This window comes from Salinarimonas sp., from assembly GCF_040111675.1.
Classification (GTDB): Bacteria; Pseudomonadota; Alphaproteobacteria; order Rhizobiales; family Beijerinckiaceae; genus Salinarimonas.
In genome coordinates this window covers 1894451-1907353 of record NZ_CP157794.1, presented here as the reverse complement: position 1 = coordinate 1907353, position 12903 = coordinate 1894451, and the positions used below count along the sequence as shown (strand labels likewise).

The following is a 12903-nucleotide window of genomic DNA, read 5'->3' as shown; positions in this document are numbered from 1 at the left end:
ACCGTCAAGCCGCGAGCCGCGCGAACCGTTCCGCCGCGCCTTTCGCGCGAACGGTCCGTCAGAACCGCATGGCGGAGGCGTTGATCAGGCCCGCGGCGACGGCGGCCGCGCCGAGGAAGAGCGCCGGCGCGATCTCGCCCTTGGCGATGCGCGGGGAGAGATCCGGCATGACGATGCGCACGAGGCCGTAGACCACGATCTGCACGACGAGCGCGACGAGCCCCCAGAGGACGAGCCCCACGAAGGTCGTGGCGAACACCATGGCGCTCGACAGCGGGATCGCGAATCCGACAAGGCTCAGGCCCAGCGCGAGGGCCGCCGAGGGGACGTTGCGCCGGATGAGGGCGAACTCGTTGTGCGCCGTCGCGAATGTGTAAACGGCAAGATAGAGGGCGACGAGCGCCGTCGCGACGGCGAAATCGAGGAGGAAGTCCGGCAGGACGGTCAGAATCGGCATCATCGCGTTATATCCATCATCCCGCCTGATTCGCGGTCCGAGCCAGCATAGAGGCGAGCCCGCGCATCGAAAGCCCTTCCCCGCCGCGCGCCAGGAGAAACGAAAAGTGCGTCACCGCCGCATCGCGCCCCTCATCGTCGCGACCGCGCTCTTCATGGAGACCACGGATTCGACGGTGATCGCGACGGCGCTGCCAGCCATCGCGGCGGATCTCGGCGAGGACCCGATCGCGCTCAAGCTCGCCATCACCTCCTACCTGATCGCGCTGGCGATCTTCATCCCCGTGTCCGGCTGGATGGCCGACCGCTACGGCGCGCGCACGATCTTCCGCGCGGCGCTCGGCGTGTTCACGGCAGGCTCGATCGCCTGCGCCTTCGCGGATTCCCTCGGCTATTTCGTGGGCGCGCGCTTCTTCCAGGGCATGGGCGGAGCGATGATGGTCCCCGTCGGGCGGTTGGTGATCCTGCGCGGCACACCCAAGCACGAGCTCGTCGGCGCCCTCGCCTTCCTCACCGTGCCGGCGCTGGTGGGCCCGGTGATCGGCCCGCCGCTCGGCGGCTTCATCACGACCGCCTTCTCCTGGCGCTGGATCTTCCTGATCAACGTGCCGATCGGGCTGCTCGGCATCGTGCTCGCCTCGCTCTACATCGAGAACCTGAAAGAGGACGGCGTGCCGCCCTTCGACTGGCGCGGCTACCTGATGCTGTCGATCGGGCTCGGCAGCCTGATGCTCGGCCTCGCCACCGCGGGCCGGCACCTGCTGCCGCTCTGGGCCTCGCTCGGTTGCATCGGCGCCGGCGCGGCCCTGCTCGCGGCCTACTGGCGGCACATGCGCCGGGTCGCGCACCCGGTGATGAGCGTCGCGCTGATGGCGGTGCCGACCTTCCGCGCCGGGGTGATCGGCGGGGCGCTGTTCCGGCTGGGGGTCGGGGCGATCCCCTTCCTGCTGCCGCTGATGCTGCAGATCGGCTTCGGCCTCGACCCGCTGCAATCGGGCGCGATCACCTTCTCCGCCGCCGCCGGCGCGCTGTTCATGAAGGCGCTCGCCGCGCGCATCCTGCGGGCGTGGGGCTTCCGGTCGATCCTGTTGTGGAACAGCCTCGTCTGCGCCGCCTTCATCGCGGTGATGGGCGCCTTCCGGCCGCAGACGCCGGAGGCGGTGATGCTGCTCCTCCTGCTGGTCGGCGGCTGCTTCCGCTCGCTTCAGTTCACGGCGCTCAATGCGCTGTCCTTCGCCGACGTGGTGCGGCGGGACATGAGCCAGGCGACCGCGCTCACCAGCGTCGTCCAGCAGGTGGCGCTGGCGCTCGGCGTGACGATCGCCGCCTTCGCGCTCGAGGCGGCGAGCGCGCTGCAGGGCCATGCGACCATCGTCACCGCGGACTTTACGCCCGCCTTCCTGTTCATGGCCGCCCTGTCGGGGCTGAGCGTGCTGGTGATGCGCCGCCTCGACCCCGGCGCCGGCGCGGAAATGTCCGGTCACGGACGGCGCATCGAGCCGGCCGGCTCGGCCCCTGCCGCGGCTCCGGCGGAGCCCGCCGGCAAGCCGTGAAGCTCAGCGCCGCTCCTCGTCGGCGCGGAACCAGACGTAGCCGTGGGCGGGGATGGCGACGGGCTCGCCCGCATCCTGGGTGAGCCGCCCGCCCGAGTCGCACAGAATCGGCCGCAGCCGCTCGTGCCGGTCCGCCACGCGCGGCGTCACGGTGACGTGACGGGGCGACAGGTTATGGAGCGTGACGACGGCGCCGCCGCGCCAGGAGGCGTGGAGCGCGAGCACGGCGGGCTCGTCCGTCTCCAGGATCTCGGTGCGTCCCCAGCCGATCTCGGGGCAGGCGCGCCGCGCGCGCACGAGCCGGCGGATGCGCTCCAGCAGGCTGTCGCCGTTCTCGCCCTGCTCGGCGACGTTCACGGCCCGGGGCGCGAAGTCCGGCGCGGAGACGAGCGGGCGCACGAGATCCTCCGGCGCGGCGGGCGAGAACCCCGCGCTCGCGGACTCGTTCCACTGCATCGGCGTGCGCACGGCGTCGCGCTCGGGCAGATCGAGGTTCTCGCCCATGCCGATCTCCTCGCCGTACCAGAAGACGGGCGTGCCCGGCAGCGCCAGCATCAGGCTGGTGGCCATCGCGATCCGGCGCGTGTCGCCGCCTAGCATGGACGCCAGGCGTCGGCGGATGCCGCGGTCGTAGAGGCGCATGCCCTCATCGGGGGCGAAGGCGGCGAAGACCTCAGCGCGCTCCGCGTCCGACAGCCGGCCGAGGTCGAGCTCGTCGTGGTTGCGCAGGAAGGTCGCCCATTGCGCCACCTCGTGGATGGGCGGGCGCTCGCGCATCAGCGCGGCGATCGGGCGCGCGTCCTCGCGGGCGAGCGCCAGGGAGGTCGCCTGGTTCAGCAGGAAGTCGAAGACCATGGTCATCCGGTCGGCGTCGTCGCCGAAATAGGCCGGGATCGTCTCCGAGGGCACGTTCGCCTCCGCGAGCAGGATCGCCTCCGCCTTCCGCCAGGACATAAACCGCCGCAGATAGGTGAGGAAGGCGTGCGGATCGGGCTCGGCGTCGGCGGTTCCGTTCCTCTGGCCGGCGGTGCGGAAGGGCGAGCGCGGCTTGTCCTCGATGATGAAGGGCACGGCGTCGAGCCGGAAACCCGAGACGCCGAGCTCGAGCCAGAAGCCCATGATCTTCTCGATCTCCTCGCGCACGGCCGGGTTGGCGAGGTTGAGGTCGGCCTGATGGGCGTAGAAGCGGTGGAAATAGTAGGCCTGCGCCGCCTCGTCCCAGGTCCAGGTGGTCTCCTGCACGCCGGGGAAGACGACCCCCGATGCGGCGTCCTCGGGACGCTCCTCGGACCAGAGATAGAAGTCGCGGTAGCGCGAATTCGGGTCCGCGCGCGCCTTCTGGAACCAGGGATGGTCGATCGAGGTGTGGTTGACCACGAGATCGACGATGACGCGGATGCCGCGCCCGCGCGCCTCCCGGGCGAAGCGCACGAAGTCGCCGAGCGAGCCGAGCCGCGGGTCGACCTGGTAGTAATCCGAGACGTCGTAGCCGTTGTCGCGGTTCGGCGAGGCGTAGAACGGCAGGAGCCAGATGCAGGTGGCGCCCAGCGCCTCGATGTGGTCGAGCCGGTCGGCGAGGCCCTGGAAGTCGCCGCATCCGTCCCCGTCGGCGTCCATGAAGGTCTCGACGTCGACGCAATAGACGACGGCGTTCTTGTACCAGAGATCGAGCATCGTGGCCTCCCGTTTCGTCCCCGTCTGTCATCCCCGGCCGGAGGTCGCGCAGCGACCGGAGGGGAAGGGGACCCAGCGCAAGAGTGTGCGCCGAAGGCGCTCCGTCGGCCGCCGGCCAGGCGGCTGGTCGCTGCCGGAAGGAGCTTCTTCGGCGCGACAAGTCGTGCTGGGTCCCCTTCCCCTCCACGCCTGACGGCGCTCCGGCCGGGGATGACACCGCTCCTCCGCGCCCCGCCTCTCACGCCACGATGATCACCCCCTCGTTCGGCCGCAGCACCACCCCCGGCCCGACGGCCTCGTCGTCGCGGTCGAGATGCGTCGAGAGCGCGATCCGGCCCTGGCCGCCGGCGAGATGCAGGTTCGGCACGGCCTCCTCCTGTGTTCCGAAATTGAGCACGATCGTCAGCTCGTCGCCCCCGTGACGGCGCTTGAAGGCGAAGACCTCGCCCGCGGTCTCGATGCCGGACCAGTCGCCGATGGCGAGCGCCGGCGAGGCGCGCCGCATGGCGATGAGGCGCCGGTGGAGGGTCAGCATCGAGCCGGGATCGCGATCCTGCGTCTCGACGTTTCGCGCCGCGTGGTCCGGCGAGAGCGGCAGCCAGGGCTCCACCGTCGAGAAGCCTGCGTGTTCGGAGGCGTCCCACTGCATCGGCGTGCGCTGCGGATCGCGCGTGAAGCCCGCCTCGTGGCGACCCCAGGCGTCCTCGCCGCGCCCCGGCGGGATCTCGACGTTGGGCATGCCGATCTCGTCGCCGTAATAGAGAGTGGGCGTGCCGCGCAGGGTGAACAGCAGCATCGCCGCGATCCGCGCCTGCGCCGCGCCGACGCGGGCGGCGACGCGGGCCTGGTCGTGGTTGCCGAGCACCCAGTTCGGCCAGCCGCCCTGCGGCAGCAGCCCCTCGTACTGCTCGACCAGCGCCCGCACCTCGTGGGCATTCCAGGGGGTGAGGATGAGCTGAAAGTTGAAGGGCAGGTGCGCGCCCGAGAGGTCGCGCCCGTAATAGGCCATCAGCCGCTCCAGCGGCAGGTAGATCTCGCCGATCAGGAGCCGGTCCTCGTATTCGTCGACGAGGCGGCGCATCTCGCCGATGACGATGGCCATGTCCTCGTGGTCGTTCGAGTGCGTCTGGAGCAGCGTGTCGATCTCCGGCATGCCGGGCTTCCAGCCGGGATTGGGCGGATTGTCCCGCAGCTTCGGATCCTTCATGCAGTAATACACGACGTCCACCCGGAAGCCGTCGACGCCGCGGTCGAGCCAGAAGCGCATGGCGTCGTACATCGCCGCGCGGACCTCCGGATTGCGCCAGTTCAGGTCCGGCTGCTCGGTGAGGAAGGAGTGCAGGTAGTACTGCCCCGTCGCCTCGTCCCACTCCCATGCCGAGCCGGAGAAGACCGAGATCCAGTTGTTCGGCGGCGAGCCGTCGGGCTTCGCGTCGCGCCAGACGTACCAGTCGCGCTTGGGACTCTCGCGCGAGGAACGGCTCTCCAGGAACCAGGGATGCTGGTCGGAGGTGTGGTTGGGCACGAAGTCGAGGATGACCTTGAGCCCCAGGCTCTTCGCCTTGGCGACGACCCGGTCGAAATCCTCCAGCGTCCCGAACAGCGGGTGGATGCCGGTATAGTCCGCGACGTCGTAGCCGTGGTCCTTCATCGGCGAGGGATAGATCGGGCTGATCCAGAAGGCGTCGCAGCCGAGCCCCGCGATGTGCTCGAGTCGCTCCTCGATGCCGCGCAGGTCCCCGATGCCGTCGCCGTCCGTGTCCTGGAACGAGCGCGGGTAGATGTGATAGATGATGCCGTGCTGCCACCACGACGTCCCGCCGACCATGGCGTCCTCCTGCTGTGGAGGGTGACGAACGAAGCCGGCTCCCGGGATGTTCCGACGGCGCGGGGTCGGGCGGCGCGGCGGACGGCTTCATCGCTTCGTCGGATTTCGCCGGACATGCGCGGCGCGAGCGCGTACCCGGTTGTCATTTCGGGCCGGGATGCTATCTTGCCGGAGTGAGCGGGGAAGGGTCTCCCCTCCCCCACTCTTTCGTCAGCCGCCGAGGCTAAAGCGGAAGGCGAGGTGTAGGCTCGCCTTCCGCACCCAGCGGAAGCTGACGGACACGCTCAGGCGCGGAAATCTCCACGACATCGTCATGTCTCTCCGTCGATCGAGCGGCTCCTCCGCCCGAGGGCGCCGGGAGGATGCCCGGCACGGGGCGCCTGCACAGCCCTGGCGTTTCGCTCGATGGCGGCTCGCAACCTATCTGGCGGAACTCGGCGCTGCAATCCGAAAACGCGAACATGCGTCGTTTGCCTGACATGACGCTGTCACGTCCAGCCTTGCCCTCCCCGCCCGGATCGGCCACTTTCGCACCCCGTCGACCCCGAGAAAGTCGCCCCAGGTGCGCCCGTCCATCCTCGATCCGCTGTTCGCCCCCGCGACCTCGCTCCCCGGCGTCGGGGCGAAGATCGCGCCGCTCGTCGACCGGCTCGTCGGCGAGCCGGGGCAGCCGGCGCGGATCGTCGATCTCCTGTTCCATCTGCCGACCGGCGGCGTCTCGCGGCGGGTCGCGGGCAAGATCACGGACGCGCCGATCGGCGAGCCGGTCTCCCTCGTCGTCACGGTCTCGCATCACCAGCCCGGCCCGCTGAACCGCTCGAAGGCGCCCTACCGCGTCGTCGCCGACGACGAGAGCGGGGACGTGGCGCTCGTCTTCTTCAACATGCCCCGCGCACGGATCGAGCGGCTCCTCCCCGTCGGCGCGCGCAAGGTGGTCTCCGGCAAGCTCGAGCTCTACGACGGGCGCCGGCAGATGGTGCACCCCGACCGGATCGTGGACCTCTCCGAGATCGACAAGCTCCCCGCCGTCGAGACCATCTACGGCCAGACCGAGGGCCTCACCTCGCGCATGATCGCGCGCCTCATCGGGGCGGCCTTGGAGCGCGTGCCGGAGCTGCCCGAGTGGCAGGACCCCGCCTTCCTCGCCCGCGAGAAATTCCCCGCCTTCCGCGAGGCGCTGACGACGCTGCACAGGCCGCCGGACGTCGAGGCCGTCGCCGGCGAGGCCGCCGAGGACCACCCGGCGCGGCGCCGCCTCGCCTACGACGAGGCGCTCGCCTCGCAGCTGGCCCTCGCGCTGGTGCGCGCCCGCGCCCGCCGCAAGCCGGGGCGCGGCAACGCCGGCGACGGGCGGCTGGTCGAGGCGATCACGCGCGGCCTGCCCTACGCGCTCACCGGCGCGCAGGCCCGCGCCATCGCCGACATCCGCGGCGACATGGCCTCCGACAAGCGCATGCTGCGTTTGCTCCAGGGCGACGTCGGCGCCGGCAAGACCGTGGTGGGCCTCCTCGCCATGGCGAGCGCCATCGAGGCGGGGCGGCAGGCGGCGATGATGGCGCCGACCGAGATCCTGGCGCGCCAGCACTACGCGCGCCTCAAGCCGCTGGCCGTGGAGGCCGGCCTCTCGATCGCCCTTCTCACCGGGCGCGACCGCGGGGCCGAGCGCCGCACGGCGCTCGCGGGCTTCGCGGACGGGTCGATCCAGATCGCGGTGGGGACGCACGCGCTGTTCCAGGAGGAGGTCGTCTTCCACGACCTTGGGCTGGCCGTCGTCGACGAGCAGCACCGCTTCGGCGTGCACCAGCGCCTCGCGCTCGGCGCCAAGGGCCGGGCCGTGGACGTGCTCGTCATGACCGCGACGCCGATCCCGCGCACCCTGGCGCTCACCTGGTTCGGCGACATGGACGTCTCGATCCTCGACGAGAAGCCGCCGGGCCGCCAGCCGATCCAGACGAAGCTGATCGCGCTGGAGCGCATCGACGAGGTGGTGAAGGGATTGGGGCGCGCCATGGAGGCCGGCGCGCGGGTCTACTGGGTCTGCCCGCTCGTCGAGGAGAGCGAGACCATCGACCTCGCCGCCGCGGAGGACCGCGGCGAGGACCTGCGCCGCTGGTTCGGCGCGCGCGTGGGCGTGATCCACGGCCGCATGCCGGGCCGCGACAAGGACGAGGCCATGCGCCGCTTCCAGACGGGGGAGACGACGCTGCTCGTGTCCACCACGGTGATCGAGGTCGGCGTCGACGTGCCCGAGGCGACGATCATGGTCATCGAGCACGCCGAGCGCTTCGGGCTGGCGCAGTTGCACCAGCTGCGCGGGCGCATCGGGCGCGGCTCGGGGGCCTCGACCTGCCTGCTGCTCTACAAGGGCCCCTTGGGCGAGACCGCCCGCGCGCGGCTCGAGATCATGCGCGAGACGGAAGACGGCTTTCGCATCGCGGAGGAGGATTTGAAGCTCCGCGGCGAAGGCGAGGTGCTGGGCACGCGGCAATCCGGCCTGCCGGGCTTCAAGCTGCTGCGGCCGGAGCGGGACGGGCGGCTGCTGGAGACGGCCCGGGACGATGCACGGCTGATCGTGGAGCGCGACCCGGGGCTGGAGGGGGAGCGGGGGGCGGCGCTCAGGGTGCTGCTGTATTTGTTCTCGCGGGATGCGGCGGTGCGGACGCTGGGAGCGGGGTGAGATGCTGGCCAAAAAGCCATCGAGAATCAAATACTTGCCAGCGCATTCCCTCTAGCGACGCCTAGACCGGCCCGCGTCACCGGCCCGGGCGCATACCGTGCGAGCCTTCGAACGGGCGGCTCGGCTCCTTGCCCGCCGCATGGCAGGTCGCGAGGTAATCCTCGACGAGATCCGCAAAGGCCTCTTGCGCCGCCGCGGTGTCTCCGACCTCGTCCAGCACGGTGTCCTCGATGTCGAGGATCTGCACGATCCAGCGCCCGTCCTCGTGCTCCAGCGAGCCGCGGAATTCCTTGTAGGTGAGCATCGTCATAGAACGCCTCGCTCCATCAGCTCGCGCCGCAGCCGCCGAACCATGCCCGGCTGCATGACGTCGTCGTGCGGTTCGTGCAGCATGATAATATGCCCGCTCTCTCGATGCACGTAACGTCGCCGCGAACCACCTGTTCGGCCAGCGGGCTTCACCAGCACGTAGCCCGCATCGCGCAGGATCGCTTCGAAGGTGCGGAACGAGAACGGTCCTTCGCAGGCCCGGAAAGCCTCCCTGGCTCGCTCCACCCGACCCATTGATACGGCCCCACCGCACGCACGCCGCGCACCGCGCCTCATGCGACTGATTTCGCACCGGCATCGAACCCGACGTCCTCTACTTTCTCAGGCCTGCATCTGAGCATGAAGCTCAACCGACGACAACCGATCAGGCCTTCACGCTCACGGCTCGTCCGGATGAGCCCTCAGGATGCGCCGGATCATCTCCGCCCGCCCAGGCTTCGGCTCGGGTTCCCGCGCGATCGCCTCGTCCAGCGCCTTCAACAGGTCCGAGCGCAGGCGCACGCCGATCAGCGTGCCGACCTCGCTCGACGAGATCGCCGCCCTCGCGGAGGGGCTCGAGGCGGCGCGCGCGCCTTCGCCGTAGAGGCTCTGGGCGGGTGCCGCCATTCCGTATGATGCGATCCAAGATCGCTATCACCCACCAATGCGACGTTCCGCCGCGCCCCTGCTGCGCCGTTGACAGCCGCGCTCAGGCTTGCGTAAAAACACGTAGGATGCAATCTCGACGTGAGATTTCAGAAACCTGAGGTTAGCGGAAGGAACTAGAACCATGGTCGATCGATACTCCGGGGTCGCCCTTCCGGGCGCCTCGACTCTCACGCGGATCACCGGCCTGCAATCCGCGGTCGCTACGCCGCTGGCGCTGCTGGGCGATCCGGCGGCGCGCCGTCTCTTCGCCACCGCGCCGACGCCCGCTTTCGTGCATGCGCCGCACATCGCCCGGGCGCGGCTCGCCCGGTTCCGCGATCTCCTGCCGGGGATCGAGGTGTTCTATTCCGTCAAGACGCAGCCCGACGAGCCCCTGCTCGCCGGCTTCGCCGAGGACGGGACCGGCTTCGACGTGGCGAGCGACGGCGAGCTCGCGCTGGTGCGGGCGCTGGGCGTGCCGGGCGAGCGGATGCTGTTCGGCAACCCGATCAAGACGAGCGACTCGATCGCCCAGGCGCGCGACGCGGGCCTGAGCCTCTACGCCGTCGACAGCGAGGAGGAGATCGCCAAGATCGCGGCCATCCATCCGGGGGCGCAGGTCCAGATCCGTCTGCGCGCCACGCCAGGCCGGGCGGCCTGGCCGTCGGGGCCGAAATTCGGCATCGAGCCGGATGGCGCCGTCGACCTGATGCGCCGGGCGGTCGCGGCGGGGCTCGTGCCCGCCGGCATCTCGCTGAACGTGGGCTCGCAGCAGGTCGATCCCCAGACCTGGCGCGCCGGCATCGGCACCGCCGCGGAGGTGCTCGGGCGCGCCGAGGCGGAGGGCTTCACGCCGTCGCTGCTCAATCTCGGCGGAGGCTTCCCGGCGCCCTACGCCATCGGCGAGGACCCGCTCGCCGACGTCGCCGCCATCGTCCGCGAGGCGCTCGCCGCCGCCTTCGGGGAGCGGCTCGCTCGCTACCGTCTCCTCGCCGAGCCCGGGCGGGCGCTCTCGGCCGAGGCCGGCGCGGTCGTCGCCTCCGTCGTGCTCGCGACGCGGCGGGCGGGGTCGCGCTGGCTGATGATCGACGCCGGCCTCTATCGCGGCCTGATCGAGGCCATGGGCGAGACGATCCGCTACCCGATCCTGGTGCCCGACCGCGGGGCGCCGCTCGAGCGCACCAGCATCGCCGGCATGACCTGCGACAGCGTCGACGTGCTCTACACCAACACGTCGTACATGCTCCCGGTCGATCTCGCGGAGGGCGACCGCCTGGTCTTCCTCGCCGCCGGGGCCTATTCGACGACCTATTCCGCGGTCGCCTTCAACGGCCTGCTTCCGCCCGCCATCCACGTGGCGGCGACGGGTGTCGACGCCGAGGCCGATCAGAGGGCCGCCGGCTGAGCGCCGCCGACGGCGACGGGCGGCGCGATCCGCCCGTCGCTCAAGCGATCCGGACGTTCGCCGTTCGTTCGGAGAACCCGCACGCATCGCTAGTGTTGGCTCGTCAACACGCGCGGTTTCCGCGGTCCCGAGGTCGCATCCCGACGTGGCGGTCTCGTTTTGTTCGCGGTGCGCGTAGCCGCGTCTCGCAATTCCTGGATCGTGGCGCGAGCATGGCGAGCCTTCAGCGGCGGCGCGCGACGGCGGAGCGAAACACGCCGACGAGCTCGAGATGCGCCGTGTGCGCGAACTGGTCGACGGGGGTGACGCGCTCCAGCCGGTAGCCGGCGCCCGTGAGAATCGCGGCGTCGCGGGCGAAGGTCGCCGGGTCGCAGGAAACGTAGGCGACCGTCGCGACCTCGGTCTCGGCGAGGCGGCGCGCCTGCGCCTCGGCGCCGGCGCGGGGCGGGTCGAGCACCACGGCGTCGAGGGCGGCGAGCTCGGTGGCGAGCAGCGGACGGCGGAAGAGGTCGCGCGCCTCGGTGGTGACCCGGCGCAGGCCCGGCGTCGTGCGCGCGGCGCGGTCGAGGGCTGCGAGAGCGGCGGCGTCGCTCTCCACCGCATGGACCTGCGCGCGTTCGGCGAGGCGCAGTGCGAACGGCCCCGCGCCGGCGAAGAGATCGCCGATCCGCTTGGCTCCGGCGCAGGCCTCGACGACCAGCGCCGCGAGCGCCGCCTCGCCCGCCCCCGTCGCCTGGAGGAAGCCCCCCGGCGGGATCGCCACCGCGCCGGGGCCCATGCGCACCAGGGGCGGGCGCCGCTCCACCAGGATCTCGCCATGGAGCGAGAGCCGGGCGAGGTCGAGCAGGTTCGCCGCCCCGATCAGCTTCGCCCGCAGCCCCTCGTCCACCTTGCCGTGGCCGCGGATGTCCACGTCGAGCCCGGCCTCGGTGAGGGTCGCCTGGATGTCGAGGGGCTTCGCCGAGCCGCGCATCAGGTGGGCGAGGGCCGCCGCCGCCTTCGGCGCGGGGGCGGGCCCGCCGTCGGCGGCGCGCGCGCCGAGCGCCGGCTCGGCGACGGGGCAATGCGCGACGGCGACGAGATCGTGCGAGCGCGCCGCCATGAAGCCGACCCGCGCCTTGCCGTCGCGATAGCGGGCATGGAAGGTCAGCCGACGGCGGCCGGCGCCGCGCGCGTCGACCATCGGCGCGATCGCCTCGGGCGTCACGCCCGCGGTCTCGAGCGCGCGGGCGAGGATGCCGGTCTTCCACGCGCGATAGGCGGGCTCGGCCATATGCTGCGTCAGGCAGCCGCCGCAGGCGCCGAAATAGGGGCAGAACGGCGCGATGCGCTCCGGCGCGGGCGTCTCCACCGCGACGAGCCGCGCCCGGTCGCCCTCCCGCAGCGCCACGCGCACCCGCTCGGCGGGGAGCGCGTAGGGCACGTAGAGCGGCCCGCGCGGCGTCTCGGCGATGCCGTCGGCCCGCGCGCCGAGGCGGTCGATCACGACCTCGACGATGTCGGTCTCGCCGGGGCGGAGGGTCTCGTCGCGGAGGGTCTCTTCGTCAGCCACGCACGGCTCCGATCAGCTCTTCGAGGTTGCCGTCGCCGCCGGCGATGGGGGACGGCACGCGCCCCTGCACGCGCCAGCCGCGGGCGGCGAGGAAGGCGGCGATCTCCGTCCCGACCCGCTCCCGCACCGCGGCGTCGCGCACGATCCCGCGCTTGTCGAGCGCCGCGCGGCCGGCCTCGAATTGCGGCTTGATCAAGGCCACGAGCCGCGTCCCCGGCCGCGCCTGATCGAGCACCGGCGCGAGCGCGATCCGCAGCGAGACGAAGCTCAGGTCCGACACGATCAGATCCACCGGATGCGGCAGGGCGGCGAGGTCGAGGGCGCGGGCGTCGCAGCCCTCGCGGCCGTCCACCCGCGGATCGGCGCGCAGCCGCGGGTGGAGCTGGTCGCGCCCGACGTCGACCGCGACGACGTGGCGCGCGCCGCGGGCGAGGAGGACGTCCGTGAAGCCGCCGGTCGAGGCGCCGACGTCGAGGCAGGCGAGGCCGGCGGGGTCGAAGCCGAAGGCGTCGAGCCCCGCCTCGAGCTTCAGCGCGCCGCGCGAGACGTAGGGGTGCGGCGCGGACGCCTCGATGGCAGCGGTCTCGGGCAGAGCCTCGGAGGCCTTGCGCACCGGCGCGCCGTCGGCGCTGACGAGGCCCGCCGCGATGGCGGCCTGCGCCTTGGCGCGGCTCTCGAACAGCCCGCGCGCAACGAGGAGCGTGTCGGCGCGGGTCTTCGTCATGCGGTCTCCATCGACATGCGGGCCGCCTCCCTAGCACGCTCCGGCCGGGTCGGCGAGGGATGGGAACAGGAGCCGGC

11 protein-coding genes are annotated in these 12903 nt (G+C 71.7%); 3 read left to right on the top strand and 8 right to left on the bottom strand.

Annotated features, from left to right (window positions below; translation table 11 throughout):
- Positions 1 to 58 precede the first annotated feature (58 nt).
- On the bottom strand, positions 59 to 457 hold the full coding sequence (locus ABL310_RS08895; RefSeq protein ID WP_349372025.1) for a DUF350 domain-containing protein: 399 nt from the start codon (positions 455 to 457) through the stop codon (positions 59 to 61).
- Positions 458 to 563: 106 nt separating this feature from the next.
- Here ABL310_RS08895 and ABL310_RS08890 point away from each other — a divergent pair, with 106 nt between their 5' ends.
- Complete coding sequence (locus tag ABL310_RS08890; RefSeq protein ID WP_349371319.1) at positions 564 to 2009, top strand: MFS transporter; 1446 nt, start codon at positions 564 to 566, stop codon at positions 2007 to 2009.
- Between the two features lie 3 nt (positions 2010 to 2012).
- On the opposite strand, the gene ABL310_RS08885 is transcribed toward ABL310_RS08890, so the two are convergent.
- Together ABL310_RS08885 and ABL310_RS08880 are read right to left on the bottom strand one after the other, a co-directional pair.
- Entirely contained in the window at positions 2013 to 3683 is a 1671-nt protein-coding gene (locus ABL310_RS08885) for an alpha-amylase family protein (RefSeq protein ID WP_349371318.1), read from the bottom strand.
- 238 nt (positions 3684 to 3921) lie between these two features.
- Positions 3922 to 5511 carry an alpha-amylase family glycosyl hydrolase gene (locus ABL310_RS08880; protein WP_349371317.1) on the bottom strand — a complete coding sequence of 530 codons (1590 nt, stop codon included), beginning with the start codon at positions 5509 to 5511 and terminating at the stop codon, positions 3922 to 3924.
- 517 nt (positions 5512 to 6028) lie between these two features.
- Between ABL310_RS08880 and recG the strand changes: the two genes are divergently transcribed.
- On the top strand, positions 6029 to 8188 hold the full coding sequence (recG, locus tag ABL310_RS08875) for an ATP-dependent DNA helicase RecG (protein WP_374730406.1): 2160 nt from the start codon (positions 6029 to 6031) through the stop codon (positions 8186 to 8188).
- A 76-nt stretch (positions 8189 to 8264) separates the two neighbouring features.
- Here the strand turns inward: recG and ABL310_RS08870 are convergent, their stop codons facing one another.
- From ABL310_RS08870 to ABL310_RS08860, 3 genes are all read right to left on the bottom strand, one after another.
- Complete coding sequence (locus ABL310_RS08870) at positions 8265 to 8498, bottom strand: hypothetical protein (protein WP_349371315.1); 234 nt, start codon at positions 8496 to 8498, stop codon at positions 8265 to 8267.
- Positions 8495 to 8752, bottom strand: coding sequence for a type II toxin-antitoxin system HicA family toxin (locus tag ABL310_RS08865; RefSeq protein ID WP_349371314.1), 258 nt, complete (start codon positions 8750 to 8752; stop codon positions 8495 to 8497). The genes ABL310_RS08870 and ABL310_RS08865 overlap by 4 nt, the downstream gene beginning before the upstream one ends.
- 144 nt (positions 8753 to 8896) lie before the next feature.
- Positions 8897 to 9124, bottom strand: coding sequence for a hypothetical protein (locus tag ABL310_RS08860; protein ID WP_349371313.1), 228 nt, complete (start codon positions 9122 to 9124; stop codon positions 8897 to 8899).
- A 163-nt stretch (positions 9125 to 9287) separates the two neighbouring features.
- Here ABL310_RS08860 and ABL310_RS08855 point away from each other — a divergent pair, with 163 nt between their 5' ends.
- Positions 9288 to 10550 carry a type III PLP-dependent enzyme gene (locus ABL310_RS08855; RefSeq protein ID WP_349371312.1) on the top strand — a complete coding sequence of 421 codons (1263 nt, stop codon included), beginning with the start codon at positions 9288 to 9290 and terminating at the stop codon, positions 10548 to 10550.
- A gap of 223 nt (positions 10551 to 10773) precedes the next feature.
- On the opposite strand, the gene ABL310_RS08850 is transcribed toward ABL310_RS08855, so the two are convergent.
- Positions 10774 to 12102 carry an RNA methyltransferase gene (locus tag ABL310_RS08850; RefSeq protein ID WP_349371311.1) on the bottom strand — a complete coding sequence of 443 codons (1329 nt, stop codon included), beginning with the start codon at positions 12100 to 12102 and terminating at the stop codon, positions 10774 to 10776.
- Positions 12095 to 12826, bottom strand: coding sequence for a TlyA family RNA methyltransferase (locus ABL310_RS08845; protein WP_349371310.1), 732 nt, complete (start codon positions 12824 to 12826; stop codon positions 12095 to 12097). Before ABL310_RS08845 ends, ABL310_RS08850 begins: the two co-directional genes overlap by 8 nt.
- Positions 12827 to 12903: the final 77 nt, after the last annotated feature.

What these genes read in the sequence shown, in the direction of transcription:
- ABL310_RS08895 (WP_349372025.1), bottom strand. Translation starts at nt 457, where the DNA reads ATGCCGATTCTGACCGTCCTGCCGGACTTCCTCCTCGATTTCGCCGTC.
- ABL310_RS08885 (WP_349371318.1), bottom strand. Translation starts at nt 3,683, where the DNA reads ATGCTCGATCTCTGGTACAAGAACGCCGTCGTCTATTGCGTCGACGTC.
- ABL310_RS08880 (WP_349371317.1), bottom strand. Translation starts at nt 5,511, where the DNA reads ATGGTCGGCGGGACGTCGTGGTGGCAGCACGGCATCATCTATCACATC.
- ABL310_RS08870 (WP_349371315.1), bottom strand. Translation starts at nt 8,498, where the DNA reads ATGACGATGCTCACCTACAAGGAATTCCGCGGCTCGCTGGAGCACGAG.
- ABL310_RS08865 (WP_349371314.1), bottom strand. Translation starts at nt 8,752, where the DNA reads ATGGGTCGGGTGGAGCGAGCCAGGGAGGCTTTCCGGGCCTGCGAAGGA.
- ABL310_RS08860 (WP_349371313.1), bottom strand. Translation starts at nt 9,124, where the DNA reads ATGGCGGCACCCGCCCAGAGCCTCTACGGCGAAGGCGCGCGCGCCGCC.
- ABL310_RS08855 (WP_349371312.1), top strand. Translation starts at nt 9,288, where the DNA reads ATGGTCGATCGATACTCCGGGGTCGCCCTTCCGGGCGCCTCGACTCTC.
- ABL310_RS08845 (WP_349371310.1), bottom strand. Translation starts at nt 12,826, where the DNA reads ATGACGAAGACCCGCGCCGACACGCTCCTCGTTGCGCGCGGGCTGTTC.